Origin of the sequence: Streptomyces sp. NPDC087428 (assembly GCF_044744085.1) — a bacterium.
Classification (GTDB): Bacteria; Actinomycetota; Actinomycetes; order Streptomycetales; family Streptomycetaceae; genus Streptomyces.
The window spans coordinates 396,051-418,029 of sequence record NZ_JBIUXR010000003.1 but is presented as its reverse complement, the minus strand read 5'-3'; the positions used below and the strand labels follow the sequence as shown (position 1 = coordinate 418,029).

The window sequence follows — 21,979 nt, the reverse complement described above, 5'->3', positions numbered from 1 at the left end:
TCCTACTTCACGAGGCCTTCGATCTGGGACTGCGCCGTCTTCAGCGCGTCCTCGGCGGAAGCCTTGCCCTGGGTCACCTTCGCGATGGCCTGGTCGACCTTGTCGGTGACCTCGGTCCAGTTGGGCAGCGACGGGGAGGACTTGGCCGTGTCCATCTGCTTCTTGAAGACCTGCAGATCGGTGTCGTCGGCGAGGTCACCGGAGGTCCAGGCGGCGGTGTTGGCCGGCAGGTCCTTGGTGCGCTTGTACCAGTCGGCCTGGCCCTTGGTGTCCGTCAGGTACTTGATGAACTGGGTGGCCGCGGCCTTGTGCTCGCTGTCCTTGGAGATCACCAGGGAGGAGCCGCCGGCCATGGAGACGGAGGACTTGTCGGCGGGGACGTTGGCCACCGCCCACTTGCCCTTGAGCTGCGGCTGGCCCTCGTTCAGCAGGGTGACGTGCCAGGGGCCGCCGAAGAACATCGGGACGCGGCCGTTGCCGAAGTCCTTCACCACGTCGTAGCCGGGCTGCACGGACTTGTTGGAGAGCCCCTTGGAGAAGTACGAGCCGTACTCCTTGAGCGCCTTGACGGCCTCGGGGCTGTCGATGACGGCCTCGCCCTTGTCGTTGACGATCTCGCCGCCGGCCGAGTACAGGAAGGAGTAGAAGTTCTGCACCGTGTCCAGGCCGCTGGGCTGGATGGACAGGCCCCACTTGGTGCCCGCCTTCTTCTGGTAGGCGGTGGCGAGGTCCTGCATCTCCTTCCAGTTGGTCGGAGCCTTGGTGATGCCGGCCTGCTTGGCCAGGTCGGTGCGGTAGTAGAGGACGCGGGTGTCGACGTACCACGGCACGCCGTACGCCTGGCCGTCCACCTCGCCCTGCTCCCAGCCGGACGGGAAGAAGTCCTTCTCCTGGAAGGTCTTGGTGTCGACCGGCTCCAGAACACCGAGCTCGGAGAACTCGCCCATGTAGCTGCCGCCCATCTGCGCCACGTCCGGCATGCTGCCGGCGGCGGCCGCGGAGACCAGCTTCTGGTGGGCGACGTCCCAGCCGACCGGGGTCACCTTGACGGTGACGTTCGGATTGGCCTTCTCGTAGACCTTGGCCACATCCGCGAGCTTCTCGCCCTCGGCCCCCATGGCCCAGACGGTGAGCGTCTGCTTCTTGTCCGCGGCGACGTCGTCGCCACCGGAGCTGCCGCACGCGGTGAGACCGAGAGCGAGCACGACGGCGATACCGATGCCGGTGGAGGCGGTTCTGGCGGTGCGGGGCATGGAGGGCTCCTCCTTGAGCAATCCGAATGTATGCGCTGCCTGTAAGCGCATACATCACTGTGCGGCAGAGATTCGGGAATCCGCAAGAGGGGTCTAGGTCACACTCGTGCAACGTGTGGGACATCTGAATGTTCAACTTGGAACGGTAAGTGTGCTGTTTGCGAAAAAGGGGGCGATGTGACCGATTTCGCATGGTTGACGAAGAGGTGGCCGGTGACCTGAGGTGCGGCGCGGGAGAGGGGATATTGTCGTGGTCATGTCTTCATTCGTGCATGATTTCCCTTTTGACCCGGCTTACGGCTGCACGCTCGACGACCTGTCGGCCATCCCCGCACCCCCCGCGCCGGACGGCTTCGCCGACTTCTGGCGGGCCCGGTACGAGACCGCTCGCGCGGTCGCCACGGAGCCGGAGATCGGCCCCCTGGAGGACGAGCGCGACGGCGTCCGGATCCATGGAGTGACCTTCACCTCGGTGGGCGGGGCACGCCTGGGCGGCTGGCTCGCGCTGCCCGCGGACGGGCCGGCCCGCCGCGGGTTCGTCATCGGCCACGGCTACGGGGGCCGGCAGGGGGCGGGCTCCGATGTGCCGCTGCCGCTGCCCGGGGCCGCCGCGATCCTGCCCTGTGTACGGGGGATGGGGGCACGCGGTCGGATGGCGGGCGTCCCGGACGTCGCGGACGCGCATGTGCTGCACGGCATCGAGTCACGCGAGACGTATGTGATCGGTGACTGCGTGGCGGACCTGTGGTGCGCGGCGTCGGCCCTGCACGAGCTGGTCCCCGAACTGGCGGGGGCGGGTCCGCTCGGCTACCTCGGGGAGAGCTTCGGCGGGGGCCTCGGGGCGCTGGCCCTGCCGTGGGACGACCGCTTCGGCGCCGCACAGCTGACGGTGCCCACCTTCGGGAACCACCCGCTGCGGCTCACGCTGCCGTGCGTGGGCAGCGGGGAGTCGGTGCGGACGTACCACCGGGAGCACCCCGGGGTCACCGAGGTGCTGAGCTACTTCGACGCCGCGACGGCCGCCGGGTTCCTGGAGCGGCCGACGCTGGTGGCCGCGGCGCTGTTCGACCCGTCCGTGCCGCCGCCGGGGCAGTTCGCGGTGTACAACGCCCTTGCCGGGGAGCGGGAGCTGCTGGTGCTGAGCGCGGGGCACTTCGAGCACGCGGGGTCGGCCGAAGAGACGGCCGGGCTGGTCGCGGAGCGGCGGCGGTTCTTCGGGGAGCGGCTGCGGGGGTGACGGGGGACGGGCCGGGCGGGGCAGGCCGGTCGGGGCGTAACCGGGTCCCGTCCGGTCCCACGCGGTTCTGCCCGTGCCCGTCAGCCGCAGCCGCAGCTCCTGCGGCGGATCAGGGAGACCGGGAGGGTGAGCGAAACCGGTTCGCGGCCCGCGTTGTTCAGCCGCTGCACCAGCAACTCGACCGCCTGCTCACCGAGTTGACGTATCGGCTGGCGCACCGTCGTCAGCGGCGGCTGGACGATCCGGCTGAGCGGGATGCCGTCGAAGCCGGTCACCGCCACGTCCTCCGGCACCCGCACGCCGCGTCGCGCCAGCGCGCGCAGGGCGCCCATCGCCATCTGGTCATTGGCGAAGAGCATCGCCTCCGGCCGCTGTCCGCCCCCGTCCAGGAGCCGTTCGGCGGCTCCCGCGCCCTCGGACTGCGTCATCATCGTGGTCCGTACGGCCGGCGCGTCCGGCGCCGCGATCCCGGCGTCCAGGCATGCCTCCCGGAAGCCGTGGAACCGCGCCTCCGCGTCCGGTGACTCGGTGTCGCCGCCGATGAAGGCCAGTCGGCGCAGCCCGTGGTCCTCGATCAGGTGACGGGTCAGTTCGCGTTCGCCGTCGACGTTGGCGACGACGATGTGGTCGAGGTGGTCGATCTCGCGAGGTCCGGCGAGCATCACGACCGGCAGCCGGCGCGATATCACCTCAAGGTCCTCGGTCGGCACCGTCTGCGCCAGCACGGCGAATCCGTCGACCCGGCCCGCGACCTTCGCGACCAGGCTCTCCGGCCCGCCCTCCAGCGATGCCGCGATCAGCAGGGCGTACCCGTGCCGCCGCGCGGCCCGCTCCATGCCGCGGATGATCTGGTCGGAGTAGAGCATCACCGCGTCGTCGGCGTCGCTGTCCGCCTCGGCGTCGGCCTCTGCGTCCGGGTCGGCGTAGTCGGGGAAGCACAGCCCGAGCACTCCGGTGGTGCGGCTGGCCAGTCCCCGGGCGTTTCCGCTCGGTACGTAGCCGAGCTCGCGCGCCGCCTCCAGCACCCGCTCGCGGGTCTGGGCGCGCACCGAATCGGGGGTGCGGTAGACCCGCGAAACCGTGGCAATGGAGACGCCGGATCTCTCGGCGACGTCGTACACCGTTGGGGCGCTCACTCGACCGACCGTCCGCTTCTTCTTCCGTACCGACCCGTACCGACCCGTGTCGACATGCGTCGACAGGCACCTCATGAAAGCGCATTCACCCTAGATCGCGGGTCGGATGCGAGCAAGGTCGTGTCGGAATCGACAGGCTACCTTGCAAGATGCCCTGTACATCTTTACGGTGGACGCATGACGCAACCGCCCGGTCCCGCCCCCGCCGACCCCACGGCCGAACAGGTCGCGAACGACCTCGCGGCCGTCGTCGGCAGGCTGCTGCGGCGGCTGCGTTCCTCGTCCTCGGAGAGCCTGCTCACGCCGACCCAGCGCTCGGTGCTGGCCCGGCTGGACGACGGAGGCCCGGCCACCACGGCCGCGCTGGCCCGCGCCGAGTTCGTACGCCCGCAGTCCATGCGGCTGACCCTGGGCGTACTGGAGGAGCAGGGGATCGTCCGGCGGGCACCCGATCCGGACGACGGCCGCAAGTCGGTCATGTCGATCACCGACGCCGGGCGCACGACGCTCGCGGAGGTCCGGGCCGCCAAGCGCAACTGGCTCGCCGAGGCCATCGCCGCCGAACTCGACGGGGCCGAGCGCCGCACCGTCGCCGAGGCGACCGCCCTCCTGGACCGCCTGGTCGGTTCATGACCGGAGGCGACACGGTCCCCGAAGCGATACCCCGGGTGCCACCGGCACCAGCGACCACCGGAACACAGGAGGCGGGCGCGCCCGGGTTCAGTGGCCGGCTCACCGCCCCGCTGCTGATCGGCTCGCTGCTCAACCCGCTCAACACCACCATGATCTCCACCGCTCTGGTGGCGATCGGGCGCCACTTCGAGACCGGCGCAGCCGACACCGCGTGGCTGATCTCGGTCCTCTATCTCGCGAGCGCCGTCGCCCAGCCCGTACTGGGCAAACTCGCCGATGTGCTCGGCCCCCGCCGTGTCTTCCTCGCCGGTCTGGTCGTCGTCATCGCCTCCGGCCTGGTCGGGACGGTGGCGCCGGACTTCGGCTGGCTGATCGTGTCCCGGCTGCTGCTCGGCATCGGCACGTCGGCCGCCTACCCGGCCGCCATGGCGGTGCTGCGCGACGAGTCCGCCCGGATCGGCCGGGCCACCCCGCGTTCCGTCCTGGCCAGGCTCTCCTTCGCCGCGCTCGGCAGCGCGGCCGTCGGGCCCACGCTCGGCGGGCTGCTGGTCATGGTCGTCGGCTGGCGCGGCATCTTCGCCGTCAACGTGCCGGTCGCGCTCATCGCCTTCGGCGCCGCTCTGCGCTGGATCCCGGCCGACCCGCCGCGCGGCCGCGCGGCCGCGCGGCCGACGGCAGTACGCCGCGGCTCGACCTGGACCCGCTCGGCATCGGGCTCTTCACCGCCGCGCTGACCGTGCTCGTCTTCTTCCTGCTCGATCTCGCGCATCCGATGTGGTGGCTCCTCGCGCCCTTCGCGGTGCTCACCGCCGCCCTGGTCCGGTGGCAGCTGCGCCGCCCGGACCCCTTCGTCGATCTGCGGATGCTCGCGGGAAACGCCGCGCTCTCACGGACGTATCTGCGGCACGGAGTCAGTTATCTGCTGATCTACTGCGTGATGTACGGGTATACGCAGTGGCTGGAGGAGGCCCGTGGCTATTCGTCCGGGCACACCGGTCTGCTGATGCTGCCGATGTCCGTCGCCGCGCTCGTCTGCTCGCTGCTCGGCGCCCGCACGAAGGGCATCCGCGGCCCGCTCGCCCTGGCCTGCGTCCTGCTCACCGTCGGGGCGGGCGTGCTGATGTTCCTCTCCGGGGACACCCCGCTCGCCGTCCTGCTGCTCGCCGGGGCCTGCTTCGGCATCCCGCAGGGGCTGATCGGCACGAGCAACCAGGCGGCCGTCCAGCTCTACGCCCCGGCCGAGTCCATCGGCTCCGCCGCGGGCCTCCAGCGCACCGCCCAGTACATCGGGGCCATCACCGCGTCCAGCCTGATCGCGCTCGCGTACGGGCAGTCGGCCGACGACCGCGGCCTGCACCTGATGGCCGGGGTCGCCGCCGTACTGGGCGTCCTCCTCATCGTCCTCACCGTCACCGACCGCGCCCTGCGCGGCCGTACCTGAAAACCGTTCCGCACCACTCAGCGAGGAGCACCACCATGAGCGCCACCACTCTCGACCCGAAGACCGCACTGGTCGTCGTCGACCTGCAGAAGGGCATCACCGGTCTGCCGGCCGTCCACCCCAGCACCGATGTCATCGCGCACGCCGCGACGCTCGCCGACGCGTTCCGGGCCAAGGGCCTCCCGGTCGTCCTCGTCCGCGTCACCGGCGGAGCCCCCGGCCGCACCGAGGGCCCCGCCCGTTCCGGGCAGCCCGCCGCCGACTGGGCCGACATCGTCCCCGAGCTCGGCCCGCGGGAGGGCGACATCGTCGTCACCAAGCTGACGTGGGGCGCCTTCCACGGCACCGACCTCGACCTTCAGCTGCGCCGCCGCGGCGTCACCCAGGTCGTGGTGGCCGGGATCGCGACCAGTATCGGCGTCGAGTCCACCGCCCGCTCGGCGTACGAGCACGGCTACCACGTCACGGTCGCCACGGACGCGGTGACCGACATGAGTGCCGAGGCCCACGAGAACAGCGTCGAGCGGATCTTCCCGCGCCTCGGCGAGACCGACACCACCGCCGCGATCATCAAGCTGCTGGGCTGACCGCCCGCGCGGCGGGGCCCCTCAGGACGACGGGTCCCGCCGCCGGATCTTGTTCCCCAGCCACACCAGCGGGTCGTACTTGCGGTCCACGGCCCGCTCCTTCAGCGGGATCAGCGCGTTGTCGGTGATCTTGATCTGCTCGGGGCACACCTCCGTACAGCACTTCGTGATGTTGCAGTAGCCGAGACCGTGCTCCTCCTGGGCCGTCGCCTTCCGGTCGAGCCCGGACTCGGCGGCGGCGTCCAGCGGATGCATGTCCAGCTCGGCGACCCGCATCAGGAAGCGCGGTCCGGCGAAGGCCGCCTTGTTCTCCTCGTGGTCCCGCACCACATGGCAGGTGTCCTGGCACAGGAAGCACTCGATGCACTTGCGGAACTCCTGCGAGCGGTCCACGTCGACCTGCTGCATCCGGTACTCGCCCGCCTTGACCCCCGCCGGCGGCACGAAGGCGGGCACCTCCCGTGCCTTGGCGTAGTTGAACGACACATCGGTCACCAGATCCCGCACCACGGGGAAGGCCCGCAGCGGGGTGACCGTGATCGTCTCCTCGCGGGTGAACACCGACATGCGCGTCATGCACAGCAGCCGCGGCCGCCCGTTGATCTCCGCGCTGCACGAACCGCACTTGCCGGCCTTGCAGTTCCACCGCACCGCCAGATCGCCCGCCTGGGTCGCCTGGATGCGGTGGATGATGTCGAGGACGACCTCGCCGTCGTTGACCTCGACCGCGTAGTCCTCCAGACCGCCGCCGTCGGTGTCCCCGCGCCACACCCTGAACCGTGCGTTGTAGCTGCTCACTCGTACAGCTCCTCTTCGGCGAGGTACTTGACCAGCTCCTCCTTCTCGAAGAGGGAGAGCAGGTCCGGACGGATGGGTTCGGTGGCCTCGCGCACGAGATCGATCCGGCCCTCCAGCGGGTCGGCGGAGGCGCCGGCCGGCCGGCACAGCAGATTGACCGGGCGCCAGGAGCGCTCCATCGTGGGGCAGTCCTCGCGGGTGTGGCCGCCGCGGCTCTCGGTGCGCTCCAGGGCCGCCCGTGCGATGCACTCGCTGACCAGCAGCATGTTCCGCAGGTCGAGGGAGAGGTGCCAGCCGGGGTTGAACTGCCGGTGCCCCTCGACCCCGGCCCGCCGGGCCCGCTCCCGCAGCCCGGCCAGTCTCTCCAGTGCCTGTTCCATCTCGGGGGCGCGGCGGATGATGCCGACCAGGTCGTTCATCGTCTGCTGGAGTTCCTGGTGCAGGGTGTACGGGTTCTCCGTCGGCGCGCCCTGGGCGAGCTCCTCCGCGCTGAACGGACGCAGCGCCTCCGCGGCCGCCGCGTCGATCCGGGCCTCGTCCACCACCGGCGGGGTGTCGACGGACCCGGCGTACCCGGCGGCGTGCAGCCCGGCCCGCCGGCCGAAGACCAGCAGGTCGGAGAGGGAGTTCCCGCCGAGCCGGTTGGAGCCGTGCATGCCGCCGGCGACCTCGCCCGCCGCGTACAGACCGGGCACGTCGAGGGCGGCGGCGGTGTCGGAGTCGACGGCTATGCCGCCCATCACGTAGTGGCAGGTCGGGCCGACCTCCATCGCCTCCGCCGTGATGTCGACGTCCGCCAGCTCCTTGAACTGGTGGTACATCGACGGCAGCCGGCGCCGGATCCGCTCCGCGGACATCCGGGTCGACACATCCAGGAACACCCCGCCGTGCGGCGATCCGCGGCCCGCCTTCACCTCGGAGTTGATGGCGCGCGCGACCTCGTCGCGCGGCAGCAGTTCGGGTGGGCGGCGGTTGTTGTCCGGGTCCTCGTACCAGCGGTCGCCCTCCTCCTCCGACTGCGCGTACTTCTCCTTGAACACGTCGGGGACGTAGTCGAACATGAAGCGCTTGCCCTCGGAGTTCCGCAGCACCCCGCCGTCGCCGCGCACCGACTCGGTGACGAGGATGCCCTTGACGGAGGGCGGCCAGACCATGCCGGTCGGGTGGAACTGCACGAACTCCATGTTCAGCAGCGGCGCGCCCGCCAGCAGGGCGAGCGCGTGGCCGTCGCCGGTGTACTCCCAGGAGTTCGACGTCACCTTGAAGGACTTGCCGATGCCGCCGGTGGCGAGGACGACCGCGGGCGCCTCCAGCACGAAGAACCTGCCCGTCTCGCGCTCGTAGCAGAAGGTCCCCGAGACCCTCTCGCCGTCCTTGAGGACCTGGGTGACCGTGCACTCCTGGAAGACCTTCAGCCGCGCCTCGTGGTCACCGAACTCGCGCTCGTCCTCCTGCTGGAGCGAGACGATCTTCTGCTGGAGGGTGCGGATCAGTTCGAGGCCGGTACGGTCCCCGACGTGCGCCAGGCGCGGGTACTCGTGGCCGCCGAAGTTGCGCTGGGAGATCTTCCCCTCGGGGGTGCGGTCGAAGAGGGCGCCCCAGGTCTCCAGCTCCCAGACCCGGTCGGGCGCCTCCTTGGCGTGCAGTTCCGCCATCCGCCACTGGTTGAGGAACTTCCCGCCGCGCATGGTGTCGCGGAAGTGCACCTGCCAGTTGTCGCGGGAGTTCACATTGCCCATGGAGGCGGCGATTCCGCCCTCGGCCATGACCGTGTGCGCCTTGCCGAAGAGCGATTTGCAGATGACGGCGGTACGGGCCCCGCGCTCCCGGGCCTCGATCGCGGCGCGCAGCCCGGCGCCTCCGGCACCGACCACGACGACGTCCCACTGCTGTCGTTCGAGCTCTGTCATTCAGAAAAACCTCGGATCGTCGAAGGCGCCGGAGGCGACGAGGTACACGTAGAAGTCGCACGCCGCCACGCTGATCAGCGAGGACCAGGCGAGCAGCATGTGACGGGTGTTGAGCCGCCCCACCCAGCCCCAGAGCCGGTAGCGCACGGGGTGCTTCGAGAAGTGCCGCAGCCGGCCGCCGATGATGTGCCGGCAGGAGTGGCAGGACAGGGTGTACGCCCAGATCAGGACGATGTTGACAACGAAGATCAGTGAGCCGAGACCCATGTGGCCCCAGGCGTAGTGCTCGTCGCGGAAGGAGAGCACGGTGTCGTACGTGAGGATCCCGGCGACCGGCACGGCGGCGTAGAAGAAGTACCGGTGGATGTTCTGCATGATCAGCGGGAAGCGGGTCTCGCCGCTGTACGCCGTGTGCGGCTCGGCGACCGCGCAGGCCGGGGGCGAGGCCCAGAAGCCCCGGTAGTAGGCCTTGCGGTAGTAGTAGCAGGTCAGCCGGAAGCCGAGCGGGAAGATCAGGATCAGCAGGGCGGGGGAGAGGCCCCACCAGCTGCCGAACAGGTCCCAGTTCGGCCCGTGCCGCATGGGGGCGCAACTGTCCGCCAGGCAGGGCGAGTAGAACGGCGAGACATAGGGGGCGGCGTAGTAGTCGGCGTTCGAGAACGCCCGCCAGGTCGAGTAGATGATGAAGGCGAGGAGCCCGCCCGCCGTCACGGCGGGCGCCAGCCACCAGCGGTCGGTCCGCAGGTGGCGGGCGGCGATGGCGGCCCGCGAGGGGTGGTGCACACCCGCCGTCCGGGTCGCCGCTCCGCCCGGCGGGGGCGGCTTCGTGCCCGGAGCGCCGACGGGATCACTGCCGGGATCCGTGCCTGTTTCGGTACCGGTGGCCAAGGAACTCTCCTAGGGGGCATTCGTCAGACACTCCCTTCAGGGGGCGTGCCTGCCGCGGACGCCGAGACCTTCGTCGTCCGAGTCCGTCCACAGCGCGGTGTCGTAGGGCGCCTCGGTGATCGTGATGACGCCGTCGACCGGGTCGGCGTGGCCGTCCGGGGCGAGCGGGTCCGGCGCGGAGTCCGCCTCGCGCAGCTGCGCGAGGCTCCGCTCCAGTCGCCCGACGGTGCGGACCAGGTCATCGAGACAGTGCTGAACTGCCGTCAACTCGTCCTGTAGTGACATGACTTGATCTCACTTCCGCAGTCGCGGGTGGCCATGCTCATGCGGAAGCGAGTGTCGCGCGTCACATCCCGTTTGGGAAGGGAGCGGGCCGCCCCGTCTTGTGGCGGTGGTGGCTCGTGCGGGTGCCGGGACTCCGCCGCACGGGTGAGGTTCGGGGCCGTTGCGCCGTGTCTGCGGCGCCCCTCGCGCGTGGCCGCTTTCAGTGGATGGGCGGAACCAGTGTGATCAACTGCAAATGCCACCAAACACGCATGATCCGGTCCATTCGGGTACGGGTGGTCCGGGCCGTCTCCGGAGGTATCAGCCATGTCCCACGTCGGCGTCCCGCGCGGGGCAGCCCGAAAGCGCCGCTCGCTCGCGCTCTTCACCACGGGTGTGCTCACGCTCCCCGTACTGGCCGGCTGCAGCTCGGGCGAGAAGGAGGCCACCACCGCCGTCGTCCCGCAGGACGTCGCGCCCGCGGCCCGCACCCAGGTCGCGGACGGCGGCACGGTCAACTGGGCGATCGACGCGATGCCCGCCACCCTCAACGCCTTCCAGGCGGACGCCGACAGCGCCACCACCCGCATCACCGGCGCCCTCCTGCCGACCCTCTTCCCGCTGGACGCCCAGGGCCGGCCGCGGCTGAACCCGGACTACCTGGAATCCGCGAAGGTGGTCGGGCACGAGCCCCGGCAGGTCGTGCTCTACCGGCTCAACCAGCAGGCGGTGTGGAGCGACGGCCGGGAGATCGGGGCACCGGACTTCGTCGCCCAGTGGCGGGCGCTGAGCGGCAAGGACTCCGCGTTCTGGACCGCCCGCAACGCCGGGTACGAGCGCATCGAGAAGATCGAGCGCGGCGCCGACGACCTGGAGGTCAAGGTCACCTTCGCCAAGCCGTACGCGGACTGGCGCTCCCTCTTCTCCCCGCTGTACCCGAAGCAGGTGACGGGTTCCCCGGACGCCTTCAACGACGGAGCGCGCTCCACGCTCAGGGCGACCGCCGGACCGTTTCGGCTGCGCGACATCGACAAGGAGAAGGGCTCCGTCACGCTGGCCAGGAACCCGCGCTGGTGGGGCAGCCCGGCCAAGCTCGACTCGCTGGTCTTCAAGGCGGTCAAGCCGCAGGACCGCACCCAGGCGCTGACCGAGGGAAAGGTCGACGTCGCCGACATCGACGCGGCGGCCGCCCACCGCATCGTCCAGGCCGCCCGGGACGCGGGCAACAACGGGGCGCCGCCCGCCCACGGCCCCGGCTCCGAGATCACCCCGGCCGCGGCCCTGCGGTCCTGGGCACTGGCGCGCGGCTCCGACGAGAAGGCGGCCGAGGAGGCGCAGGCCGCCCGGGACGAGAAGGCCCGTGCCGCCGAGGCGTACGCCGCCGAGCAGAACGATCTGCGCGGCTACGTGGTCCGCAAGTCCCTGGAGCCCGCGTACACCCAGCTCGCCCTGAACGGGGAGACCGGCCCGCTCGCCGACGACCGGGTACGCCGGGCCGTGGCCCGCGCCCTGGACCGCCAGGAGCTCGTCGACACCGTACTCAAGCCGCTCGGCCTGCCCGCGAACCCGCTCGGCAGCCACCTGGCCCTGGCCGGACAGCCCGGGTACAAGGACAGCAGCGACGCACTCGGCGGCCAGGACACCAAGGAGGCCCAGGCGCTGCTGGCCGACGCGGGCTGGACGCGCGAGGGGGCCCTCCAGAAGACGGACGGCACCAAGGCGGGCAGCGAGGGCGAGAAGCAGACGGACAAGAAGAAGGAAGAGAAGGAGAAGGAGAAGGGGGAGAAGGAGGGGGACAAGGCCGACGAGAAGGCGGCCGAGGAGAAGAAGGCCGACGGCGCCAAGGACGACGGCAGGACCGACAACGCCGCCCGCCGCGAGCCCGCCAAGGACGACGGCCTCTACATCGTCGGCGACGACAGCAAGCCCGGCGAGGCCGAGGGCGCCGTCACCCGCGCCCTGGCCACGGCTCCCGCCGCCGCCGCGCAGAGCGCCGCGCTGCTGCGCCAGGCCGGACACCTGGGAGAGACGGGCACCTCCGAGGACGCCCCGGCCAGGATCACCGCCCAGGACCGGCAGCCCGGTGGCGCCGCCGGCGCCTACGCACCGGTCGGCACCGCGGCACCCGCCCAGGCCCCCGACTCCGCCCGCGGCCCCCTCGGCAAGGACGGCAAGCCGCTGTCCCTGCGGTTCGTCCTGCCCTCGGGACCGGGCTCCGAGCCGCTGCGCAGCGTCGGGGACAAGATCGCGGCGATGCTCGACACGATCGGGATCCGCACCGAGATCACCAAGGTCTCCGACGAGAGCTACTTCCGGGACCACGTCGCGTCCGGTGACTACGACCTGGCGCTCTACTCCTGGCCCGCGACCGCCTACCCGGCCACCGACGACCGCCCGATCTTCGCCAAGCCGGTGCCCGCGACCGACGGGTCGCTGCTCGTCGAGCAGAACTACACCCGAGTCGGCACGGACCACATCGACCAGCTCTTCGACCAGGCCGCCGGGGAGCTCGACGAGGGCTCGGCCAGGGACCTGATGAAGAAGGCGGACGCCAGGATCTGGGCCGCCGCAGGATCGATTCCGCTCTATCAGCGCCCGCAGCTCGTCGCGACCGACAAGAAGCTGGTGAACGTGGGTGCCTTTGGCTTCGGGGTGCCCCACTACCAGGACATCGGCTTCAAGAAGCCGCAGGCGGCCGGCGCCCCCGCCAACCCCATGAAGTAGCAGGTCAGCGCAGCACGGAAAGCTCAGAACTGGCTCAATTCCCTTGCCCGCCGGCCCGCCGGCGGGCAAGGCTGTGTGCACCCGCTGACCCGGGTAGCCGCTCCGCCTCCCGGTCCCGGGGCCCCAACCCCGGCGACTGCGGCGCACCGGCACCGCTCCGGGCTCCCCCTCGGAGCCGCGGCTTCGGAGCCCCACCTCCGAGGTCGCGCCCGTCCCGCGTCCGCTCGGACCGCCACGGGACCGTGTGCACGGCCACCCGGTGAAATCCGCCGGAAGAGCGGAGCACGGGGGCGGCAACATCAGGCGGACGCGGAGCTCGGCAAGGGGGCCGCGGCGGCCGCGAGCGGGGGCCGCGCACCCGTCCCGTGGCCGGTAAGACTTGCCCGGGAAGCCGCAGGGGCGCCCGGCCCGTACCATGGGACTAGCCGTGGCGCGTCCGCCCGGCGGGCGTACGAGGACTCAAGACCGACTAAGACGCCTGAATCCCCGATCCGAGAGAAGCGCAAGCCACCCATGCCCACGCGCCACGATATCCGTAACGTAGCCATCGTCGCCCACGTCGACCACGGCAAGACCACGCTGGTCGACGCCATGCTCAGGCAGGCCGGCGCCTTCGCCGCGCACGCCGCCGAGAACCTCGACGAACGCATGATGGACTCGAACGACCTGGAGCGTGAGAAGGGCATCACGATCCTGGCCAAGAACACGGCCGTCAAGTACCACCCCAAGGATGGCGGCGACGTCATCACCATCAACATCATCGACACCCCCGGCCACGCCGACTTCGGTGGTGAGGTCGAGCGCGGCCTGTCGATGGTGGACGCGGTCGTGCTCCTGGTCGACGCCTCAGAGGGCCCGCTCCCGCAGACCCGCTTCGTGCTCCGCAAGGCGCTGACGGCCAAGCTCCCGGTCATCCTCTGCATCAACAAGACGGACCGCCCGGACTCCCGGATCGCCGAGGTCATCGACGAGACGTACGACCTCTTCCTGGACCTGGACGCCGACGAGGACCAGATCGAGTTCCCGATCGTCTACGCCTGCGCCCGTGACGGCGTCGCCTCGCTGACCAAGCCGGAGGACGGTTCCGTCCCGCCGGACAGCGACAGCCTGGAGCCGTTCTTCAGCACGATCCTCTCCGCCGTCCCGGCCCCGGAGTACGACGAGGACGCCCCCCTCCAGGCCCACGTCACCAACCTGGACGCCGACAACTTCCTCGGCCGTATCGCGCTCTGCCGTGTCGAGCAGGGCGAGCTGCGCAAGGGCCAGACCGTCGCGTGGATCAAGCGTGACGGCACGATGTCCAACGTCCGCATCACCGAACTGCTGATGACGGAGGCGCTCACCCGCAAGCCCGCCGAGAAGGCCGGTCCGGGCGACATCTGCGCGATCGCCGGTATCCCGGACATCATGATCGGCGAGACCCTGGCCGACCCCGAGAACCCGATCGCGCTCCCGCTGATCACGGTCGACGAGCCCGCCATCTCGATGACCATCGGTGCGAACACCTCGCCGCTGGTCGGCAAGGGCGGCAAGGGCCACAAGGTCACCGCCCGCCAGATCAAGGACCGTCTGGACCGCGAGCTGGTCGGTAACGTCTCGCTCCGCGTCCTGGACACCGAGCGCCCCGACGCCTGGGAGGTCCAGGGCCGCGGTGAGCTCGCGCTGGCCATCCTCATCGAGACCATGCGCCGCGAGGGCTTCGAGCTGACGGTCGGCAAGCCGCAGGTGGTCACCAAGCAGGTCGAGGGCAAGACGTACGAGCCCATCGAGCGCATGACCATCGACTCGCCCGAGGAGCACCTCGGTGCGATCACGCAGCTCATGGCGAGCCGCAAGGGCCGCATGGAGACGATGACGAACCACGGTTCGGGCTGGGTCCGCATGGAGTGGATCGTCCCGTCCCGCGGCCTCATCGGCTTCCGTACGGAGTTCCTGACCCAGACCCGTGGCACGGGCATCGCGCACTCCCTGTTCGAGGGCCACGAGCCGTGGTTCGGCGAGCTGCGCACCCGTCACAACGGCTCGCTGGTGGCGGACCGCGCGGGCGTCGTGACGCCGTTCGCGATGGTCAACCTCCAGGAGCGCGGTGTCATCTTCACGGAGGCCACCACGGAGGTCTACGAGGGCATGATCATCGGTGAGAACTCGCGCTCCGACGACATGGACGTGAACATCACCAAGGAGAAGAAGCTCACCAACATGCGTGCGGCCTCCGCGGACACCACGGAGAACGTGGTGCCCGCCCGCAAGCTGTCGCTTGAGCAGTCGCTGGAGTTCTGCCGCGACGACGAGTGCATCGAGGTGACCCCGGAGACCGTGCGTATCCGCAAGGTCGTCCTGGACCAGAAGGAGCGCGGCCGCTCCGCGTCGCGCGCAAAGCGCTGATCCTCCGCTCGTCCCGCCGGCAGTTCCTGCCGGTGAAGGGGCCCGGCACCGCTCACCACGCGGTGCCGGGCCCCTTCGTTGCGCCTGCCGTGCCCGAGGTGCCCTCTGAGCCCGCCCGTGCGCCTCGTGGGGCGGCCGCTCCCCGTCCGGGCCGGTGCCCCGGTCCGAAGGTCCTGAATCAGCCATGTACGCCCGTTCATTGGCTTAGGGTTGAGCGGCCCGTGACCGGCGGACCGGAGTCCGCTCCCGGCGACCGCCCGGCCGTGCCGCCGCTCCGTGATGCGCGGGGTGTCGGAGGCGCTTACGGGGCCCGGCAGGTCAACCCGATTTTGGGGACCAAGCGTCCGGATATCGGGCGTCGCTCTCCGGAACATGTGTTAACAGTCCGTTTCGGGTGTGTCTGTCTGGGGTCATTTTGTCCGTATTTTGAACCACGCGACCAGGGGATGTTGTCAAACCGAGACCCTTTAAGTGTGGTTTACAGCCCAGTCGTACTTAATAGTTGGCTCCATTGAGCTCGGGTCAATGGGTCACGCACTGTGGGGAGTGCCGACTCACGAGCACACTCAGGGCACTGAAACGATCACCGTCAGGGGTGTCGGTGTATCAATCCAGTGCCCTTCTTGTAGTCAAAAGTGGACTCATGAGGAGGAACCCATGCGTGGTGCCAAGAGCGCCAAGTGGGTCGCGGGAGCGGCCATCATCGCCCTGGCTGCGACCGCTTGTGGCGGCGGGAACGACGACGCCGACAAGGGCAAGGGCGGCGACAAGGGCGCCGTCAACGCCGACGGCATCTTTTCCGTCGAGGTCGGTGAGCCGCAGAACCCGCTGCAGCCGGCCAACACGATGGAGTCGAACGGCAGCATCGTCACCGACTCGATCTTCTCGCAGCTGGTCGACTACGACCCGGCCGGCAAGCTTGAGATGATCAACGCCGAGTCTGTCGACACCAAGGACAGCAAGCTCTGGACGGTCAAGCTCAAGAAGGACTGGAAGTTCCACGACGGGACCCCGGTCACGGCCGAGTCCTACATCAAGGCCTGGAACTGGGCCGCGAACATCAAGAACAACCAGACCAACGCGTCCTGGTTCGGCGACATCAAGGGCTACTCCGACGTCCACCCCGATGACGCCAAGGCCAAGCCGAAGTCGGACGCCATGTCCGGTCTGAAGAAGGTGGACGACTACACGTTCACCATCGAGCTGAACTCCGCGCTGCCGTACTTCTCTTACAAGCTCGGTTACACGGTCTTCTCCCCGCTGCCCGAGTCGTTCTACGCGGACCCGAAGGCCGCCGGCGAGAAGCCGGTCGGCAACGGCGCGTACAAGTTCGTCAGCTGGGACCACAAGAAGCAGATCAAGGTCGTCCGCAACGACGACTACAAGGGTGCCGACAAGGCGAAGAACGGCGGTGTGGTCTTCAAGAACTACACCACCCTCGAGACCGCCTACGAGGACCTGAAGTCGGGCAACGTCGACGTCCTGCGTCAGATCGGCCCGAAGGACCTCCCGGTCTACCGGGCGGACCTCGGTGACCGCGCGGTGGACAAGGCGTACTCCGCCATCCAGACGATCGCCGTCGCGTTCTACACCAAGCAGTTCAAGGACATCGACCCGAAGGTCCTCCAGGGCCTGTCGATGGGCATCGACCGCGACACCATCACCAAGACCGTGCTCCAGGGCACGCGCGAGCCGGCCACTGGCTGGGTCGCCCAGGGTGTTCTCGGCTTCCAGAAGGACGCCGCGGGCGACGTCACCAAGTACGACCCGGCGAAGGCCAAGCAGCTCATCAAGGACGGCGGCGGCGTCCCGGGCAACAAGATCTCGATCCAGTTCAACGCCGACGGCGGCCACAAGGAATGGGTCGAGGCGGTCTGCAACAGCATCAAGCAGTCGACCGGTGTGAACTGCACCACCGACTCGAAGGCCGACTTCCAGGCCGACACGAACGCGCGTGACGACAAGCAGGTCAAGTCCCTGTACCGCTCCGGCTGGGTGCTCGACTACCCGGTGAACGCGAACTTCATCTCGGACCTGTTCCGTACCGGCGCAGCCGGTAACCAGGGTGACTTCTCGAACAAGGGTCTTGACGCGGAGATCAAGAAGGCTGACTCCGCTGCCTCCCTCGACGACTCCGTCGCGGCCTACCAGAAGATCGAGAAGGAGCTGGTGAACTACATGCCCTCCATCCCGCTCTGGTACTACAAGGTCAACGCCGGTTACTCGGAGAAGGTCCAGAACGTCGATTACGCGCAGGACGGCGACCCGATCCTGACCAAGATCGAAGTCAAGAAGTAAACATCCCGACGTAGTCCGCGCGCAGGCGCGGGACCGGTACTGAAAGACGGTCCGCGCCTGTCCGCACGCCGTGGCCGGGGGGCCCTTCCACACATCTGACGACCCTGCGGGGGAGTCCGGTGCGGGGGAGGGCCCGTCGGCTGCTGCTTGCCTATTACATGGAGGCATGATGGGGCGCTATGTCGCACGACGACTGCTCCAGATGATCCCGGTCTTCCTCGGGACAACCCTGCTGATCTTCCTGATGGTCTACACGCTGCCCGGTGACCCCGTGCGCGCGCTCTTCGGGGACAAGGGGGCCGATCCGGCCACTCTGGCGAGACTTCGCCATGAGAAGGGGCTCGATCTGCCGATCCTTCAGCAGTACTGGAATTACATGACAGGCATCGTCCTGCACGGTGACTTCGGTGAGCAGATAGCCAGCGGACGTCCCGTCACGGACGTCCTCGGCGACGCGTTCCCCGTCACCCTCCGGCTGGCCGGCATGGCGTTCGCCATCGAGATCGTCATCGGCATCAGCCTCGGCACCCTCGCCGGACTGCGCGCCGGCCGGCTCACCGACAACGTCGTCCTGGTCTTCACCCTGCTGATCATCTCGATCCCGGTGTTCGTCCTCGGCTTCATCATCAAGACGGTGTTCGCCTTCCAGCTCGACTGGATCTCACCGAACGTGTCCAGCGAGGCGAAATGGAGCGAACTACTGGCGCCGGCCATCGTGCTGGGCTCGCTCTCACTCGCCTACGTCGCGCGGCTCACGCGTACGACGATGGCCGAGAACCTTCGCTCGGACTACATGCGCACCGCCATCGCCAAGGGCCTTCCCAAGCGGCGCATCGTCGGTGTCCACCTGATGCGCAACTCGCTGATCCCCGTCATCACCTTCCTCGGCACCGACCTCGGTGCCCTGATGGGCGGCGCGGTCGTCACCGAGGGCCTGTTCAACGTGAAGGGCATCGGAGGCACGATCTACGAGTCGATCGTGAAGCGTGAGGGCACGACACTCGTCGGCCTCGTCACCATCCTCGTGCTCGTCTATCTCCTCATGAGCCTCATCGTCGACCTGCTGTACGCGGTCCTGGACCCGAGGATCCGTTATGCCTGACGTGACCAAGACCGCACCCGCACCCGAGGACGCCAAGGCGCCCCTCGCGGACCCGTCGGCGGTCGTCAAGGCCGAGAAGGCCCGCAGCCTGTGGGGCGACGCCTGGCGGGACCTGCGTACCAACTGGTACTTCATCATCTCGTCGGTGCTGATCGTCATCCTGCTGGTGATCGCCGTCTTCCCCGGCCTGTTCACGAGCGCCTCGCCGACCTCCGCCGACCTGGTGCACCACTACCTGGGCAAGCCGGAGCTGAGCAAGGTCGGCTCCGAGGGCTGGCTCGGCTACGACGGCCAGGGCCACAGCGTCTACGCGCGTGTCATCTACGGCACCCGCGCCTCGATCACCGTCGGTGTCTGTGTGACGCTCCTGGTGACGCTGTTCGGCGGCCTGATCGGCATGCTCGCCGGTTACTTCGGAGGCTGGGTCGACGCCCTGCTCTCCGGCTTCTTCACCAACGTCTTCCTCGGCATCCCCTTCCTGCTGGGTGCCATGGTCGTGCTCCAGGCGTTCACCGAACGGACGGTCTGGGTGGTCATCTTCGCCCTGGCGTTCCTCGGCTGGACCCAGATCGCGCGAGTGATGCGCGGTGCGGTGATCGTGATCAAACAGTCGGACTACGTGCAGGCCGCCAGAGCACTGGGCGCGGGTACCAGCCGGATCCTCTTCCGGCACATCCTGCCCAACGCCATGGCCCCGGTGATCGTGGTCGCCACCATCTCCCTCGGTGTCTACATCTCCGCCGAGGCGACCCTGTCCTACCTGGGTCTGGGTCTCGCCGACCCGACGATCTCGTGGGGCATGGACATCTCCGGTGGCTCCGCCCAGATCCGCGTCGCACAGCACATCCTGCTGTACCCGTCGATCATGCTCAGCATCACCGTTCTGGCGTTCATCATGCTCGGCGAAGCCGTCCGTAACGCCCTCGATCCCAAGTCGCGATAAGGAGGGCGAACGTGACCACCATCGACAAGACAGCCGAAGTCCCGTCCCCGCGCCCGGGAGACGACCACGTCGGCCCCCTGCTCGAAGTCCGTGACCTGCACGTGGAGTTCCACACCCGTGACGGTGTGGCCAAGGCGGTCAACGGAGTCAACTACACCGTGAACGCCGGTGAGACCCTCGCCGTCCTCGGTGAGTCCGGCTCCGGCAAGTCCGTGACGGCCCAGGCCGTCATGGGCATCCTCGACATGCCGCCGGGCAGGATCCCGCAGGGCGAGATCCTCTTCCGCGGCCAGGACATGCTGAAGATGTCCTACGAGGAGCGCCGGAAGATCCGCGGCCAGAAGATCGCGATGATCTTCCAGGACGCGCTCTCCTCGCTGAACCCGGTCCTCAGCGTCGGCTACCAGCTCGGCGAGATGTACCGGGTCCACCAGGGCCTGTCCAAGAAGGAAGCCAAGGCCAAGGCCATCGAGCTGATGGACCAGGTCAAGATCCCGGCCGCCGCGGCCCGCGTCTCGGACTACCCGCACCAGTTCTCCGGCGGTATGCGCCAGCGCATCATGATCGCCATGGCGCTGGCCCTGGAACCGGACCTGATCATCGCGGACGAGCCGACCACCGCGCTCGACGTGACGGTCCAGGCCCAGGTCATGGACCTGCTCGCGGAGCTCCAGCGCGAGTACAACATGGGCCTGATCCTGATCACCCACGACCTCGGCGTCGTCGCCGACGTCGCGGACAAGATCGCCGTGATGTACGCGGGCCGGATCGTCGAGACCGCCCCGGTCCACGAGATCTACAAGCGTCCGGCACACCCCTACACCAAGGGGCTGCTGGAATCGATCCCGCGCCTTGACCAGAAGGGCCAGGAGCTCTTCGCGATCAAGGGCCTGCCGCCCAACCTGCTCCACGTGCCCGCGGGCTGCGCCTTCAACCCGCGCTGCACGAAGGCGCAGGACATCTGCCGTACGGACATCCCGGCTCTGAGCCCGGTGACCGAGCAGGACGGCGCCGAGCTGGTCGGACGCGGCAGCGCCTGCCACTTCTGGAAGGAGACGATCCATGGCTGACATCAAGAAGGAGCCCGTGGACGCCACCCCGAACGTCACCGAAGTGGAGACGGTCGACGCGGGCACAGAGGCGGAGGCCGTAGCCGCCATCGACGCCCCCGTGTCCCAGGGGGAGCCGATCCTCCAGGTCCGCAACCTGGTCAAGCACTTCCCGCTGACCCAGGGCATCCTGTTCAAGAAGCAGGTCGGGGCCGTCAAGGCCGTCGACGGCATCTCGTTCGATCTCTACGCGGGCGAGACGCTCGGCATCGTGGGCGAGTCCGGCTGTGGCAAGTCCACCGTCGCCAAGCTCCTGATGACGCTGGAGCAGGCCACCGCGGGCGAGGTCTTCTACAAGGGCCAGGACATCACCAAGCTGTCCGGCCGGGCCCTGAAGGCCGTGCGCCGGAACATCCAGATGGTGTTCCAGGACCCGTACACCTCCCTCAACCCGCGGATGACGGTGGGTGACATCATCGGGGAGCCGTACGAGATCCACCCCGAGGTGGCCCCGAAGGGCGACCGCCGGCGCAAGGTGCAGGAGCTCCTGGACGTCGTCGGTCTCAACCCGGAGTACATCAACCGCTATCCGCACCAGTTCTCCGGCGGACAGCGCCAGCGCATCGGCATCGCCCGCGGCCTCGCGCTCAACCCCGAGATCATCATCTGCGACGAGCCGGTCTCCGCGCTCGACGTGTCGGTGCAGGCTCAGGTCATCAACCTGATGGAGAAGCTCCAGGACGAGTTCAACCTCTCCTACCTCTTCATCGCGCACGACCTGTCGATCGTCCGGCACATCTCCGACCGGGTCGGCGTCATGTACCTCGGCAAGATGGCCGAGATCGGTACGGACACGCAGATCTACGACCACCCGACGCACCCCTACACCCAGGCGCTGCTGTCGGCGGTCCCGGTCCCGGACCCGGAGGCCCGCGAGGGCCGCGAGCGGATCATCCTCTCCGGGGACGTCCCGTCGCCGGCCAACCCGCCGTCGGGCTGCCGCTTCCGCACCCGCTGCTGGAAGGCCGAGGCCAAGTGCTCCGAGGAGATGCCGCTGCTGGCCATCCCCGAGCGCTTCAAGACCTCGACGACGCCGGCCGCGCACGAGTCGGCCTGCCACTTCGCCGAGGAGAAGGACGTCGTTCACGCGGCCTGACGGCCTCGTCGGCGACCGTGGCGGGCACGTCATCCGTCGCGGGCAAGCAGGACACTTCGGACCCCTCGGGAGCCCTTCTGGGAACCCGGGGGGTCTCGTTCGTCCCGGTTCGCACGGTCCTCCGTCGCCCCGGCGGGCGGACCGTCACCCTCCGCTGTTCATGACGGTCCGCCTC

Annotated in this window: 18 protein-coding genes; 12 read left to right on the top strand and 6 right to left on the bottom strand. The window is 69.1% G+C overall.

From position 1 onward, the window contains the following. Positions 1–2 precede the first annotated feature (2 nt). Positions 3–1,253: a sugar ABC transporter substrate-binding protein gene (locus ACIO3R_RS09205; RefSeq protein ID WP_402104699.1), complete on the bottom strand. Its 1,251-nt coding sequence runs from the start codon at positions 1,251–1,253 to the stop codon at positions 3–5. Between the two features lie 256 nt (positions 1,254–1,509). Here ACIO3R_RS09205 and ACIO3R_RS09200 point away from each other — a divergent pair, with 256 nt between their 5' ends. Continuing rightward, the gene (locus ACIO3R_RS09200) at positions 1,510–2,490 is read left to right on the top strand and encodes an acetylxylan esterase (protein WP_402104696.1); all 981 of its coding nucleotides are present in this window, start codon (positions 1,510–1,512) and stop codon (positions 2,488–2,490) included. An 80-nt stretch (positions 2,491–2,570) separates the two neighbouring features. Here ACIO3R_RS09200 and ACIO3R_RS09195 read toward each other — a convergent pair whose 3' ends face one another. Beyond that, entirely contained in the window at positions 2,571–3,626 is a 1,056-nt protein-coding gene (locus ACIO3R_RS09195) for a LacI family DNA-binding transcriptional regulator (RefSeq protein ID WP_402104693.1), read from the bottom strand. A gap of 177 nt (positions 3,627–3,803) precedes the next feature. Between ACIO3R_RS09195 and ACIO3R_RS09190 the strand changes: the two genes are divergently transcribed. Genes ACIO3R_RS09190 through ACIO3R_RS09175 form a run of 4 tightly spaced genes read left to right on the top strand, consistent with a single transcriptional unit; the run spans position 3,804 to position 6,287 of the window. Next, on the top strand, positions 3,804–4,259 hold the full coding sequence (locus ACIO3R_RS09190) for a MarR family winged helix-turn-helix transcriptional regulator (RefSeq protein WP_385038988.1): 456 nt from the start codon (positions 3,804–3,806) through the stop codon (positions 4,257–4,259). Beyond that, complete coding sequence (locus tag ACIO3R_RS09185) at positions 4,256–4,993, top strand: MFS transporter (RefSeq protein WP_402104690.1); 738 nt, start codon at positions 4,256–4,258, stop codon at positions 4,991–4,993. Before ACIO3R_RS09190 ends, ACIO3R_RS09185 begins: the two co-directional genes overlap by 4 nt. Before the next feature lie 2 nt (positions 4,994–4,995). Next, positions 4,996–5,700 carry an MFS transporter gene (locus ACIO3R_RS09180; protein ID WP_402104687.1) on the top strand — a complete coding sequence of 235 codons (705 nt, stop codon included), beginning with the start codon at positions 4,996–4,998 and terminating at the stop codon, positions 5,698–5,700. A gap of 35 nt (positions 5,701–5,735) precedes the next feature. After that, positions 5,736–6,287: an isochorismatase family protein gene (locus tag ACIO3R_RS09175; RefSeq protein ID WP_385038982.1), complete on the top strand. Its 552-nt coding sequence runs from the start codon at positions 5,736–5,738 to the stop codon at positions 6,285–6,287. Positions 6,288–6,308: 21 nt separating this feature from the next. Here ACIO3R_RS09175 and ACIO3R_RS09170 read toward each other — a convergent pair whose 3' ends face one another. From ACIO3R_RS09170 to ACIO3R_RS09155, 4 genes are read right to left on the bottom strand one after another with little or no spacing between them, the layout of a single operon-like run. Beyond that, a complete protein-coding gene (locus ACIO3R_RS09170) occupies positions 6,309–7,085 on the bottom strand; it encodes a succinate dehydrogenase/fumarate reductase iron-sulfur subunit (RefSeq protein WP_385038979.1) in 777 nt (258 codons plus the stop codon). Beyond that, on the bottom strand, positions 7,082–8,995 hold the full coding sequence (locus ACIO3R_RS09165; RefSeq protein WP_402104684.1) for a fumarate reductase/succinate dehydrogenase flavoprotein subunit: 1,914 nt from the start codon (positions 8,993–8,995) through the stop codon (positions 7,082–7,084). The genes ACIO3R_RS09170 and ACIO3R_RS09165 overlap by 4 nt, the downstream gene beginning before the upstream one ends. Beyond that, positions 8,996–9,883, bottom strand: a complete 888-nt coding sequence (locus ACIO3R_RS09160; protein ID WP_385038974.1) for a hypothetical protein — start codon at positions 9,881–9,883, stop codon at positions 8,996–8,998. It lies immediately after the preceding gene. Positions 9,884–9,919: 36 nt separating this feature from the next. Then, a complete protein-coding gene (locus ACIO3R_RS09155) occupies positions 9,920–10,168 on the bottom strand; it encodes a hypothetical protein (protein ID WP_385350787.1) in 249 nt (82 codons plus the stop codon). 306 nt (positions 10,169–10,474) lie between these two features. Here ACIO3R_RS09155 and ACIO3R_RS09150 point away from each other — a divergent pair, with 306 nt between their 5' ends. The 7 genes from ACIO3R_RS09150 to ACIO3R_RS09120 all read left to right on the top strand — a co-directional run bounded on the left by ACIO3R_RS09150 (position 10,475) and on the right by ACIO3R_RS09120 (position 21,804). Next, positions 10,475–12,871 (top strand): ABC transporter family substrate-binding protein, encoded by a 2,397-nt coding sequence (locus ACIO3R_RS09150; RefSeq protein WP_402104681.1) that lies wholly within the window; start codon positions 10,475–10,477, stop codon positions 12,869–12,871. 513 nt (positions 12,872–13,384) lie between these two features. Continuing rightward, entirely contained in the window at positions 13,385–15,256 is a 1,872-nt protein-coding gene (gene typA, locus ACIO3R_RS09145) for a translational GTPase TypA (protein ID WP_385038968.1), read from the top strand. 657 nt (positions 15,257–15,913) lie between these two features. Beyond that, positions 15,914–17,554 (top strand): ABC transporter substrate-binding protein, encoded by a 1,641-nt coding sequence (locus tag ACIO3R_RS09140; protein WP_385041388.1) that lies wholly within the window; start codon positions 15,914–15,916, stop codon positions 17,552–17,554. Positions 17,555–17,723: 169 nt separating this feature from the next. Next, the gene (locus ACIO3R_RS09135; protein ID WP_363027625.1) at positions 17,724–18,656 is read left to right on the top strand and encodes an ABC transporter permease; all 933 of its coding nucleotides are present in this window, start codon (positions 17,724–17,726) and stop codon (positions 18,654–18,656) included. Then, the gene (locus ACIO3R_RS09130; RefSeq protein ID WP_385041391.1) at positions 18,649–19,599 is read left to right on the top strand and encodes an ABC transporter permease; all 951 of its coding nucleotides are present in this window, start codon (positions 18,649–18,651) and stop codon (positions 19,597–19,599) included. The genes ACIO3R_RS09135 and ACIO3R_RS09130 overlap by 8 nt, the downstream gene beginning before the upstream one ends. Before the next feature lie 11 nt (positions 19,600–19,610). Further along, positions 19,611–20,669 carry an ABC transporter ATP-binding protein gene (locus tag ACIO3R_RS09125; protein ID WP_402104676.1) on the top strand — a complete coding sequence of 353 codons (1,059 nt, stop codon included), beginning with the start codon at positions 19,611–19,613 and terminating at the stop codon, positions 20,667–20,669. Then, on the top strand, positions 20,662–21,804 hold the full coding sequence (locus ACIO3R_RS09120) for an ABC transporter ATP-binding protein (RefSeq protein WP_385041397.1): 1,143 nt from the start codon (positions 20,662–20,664) through the stop codon (positions 21,802–21,804). The genes ACIO3R_RS09125 and ACIO3R_RS09120 overlap by 8 nt, the downstream gene beginning before the upstream one ends. The last annotated feature ends 175 nt before the right edge of the window (positions 21,805–21,979 follow it).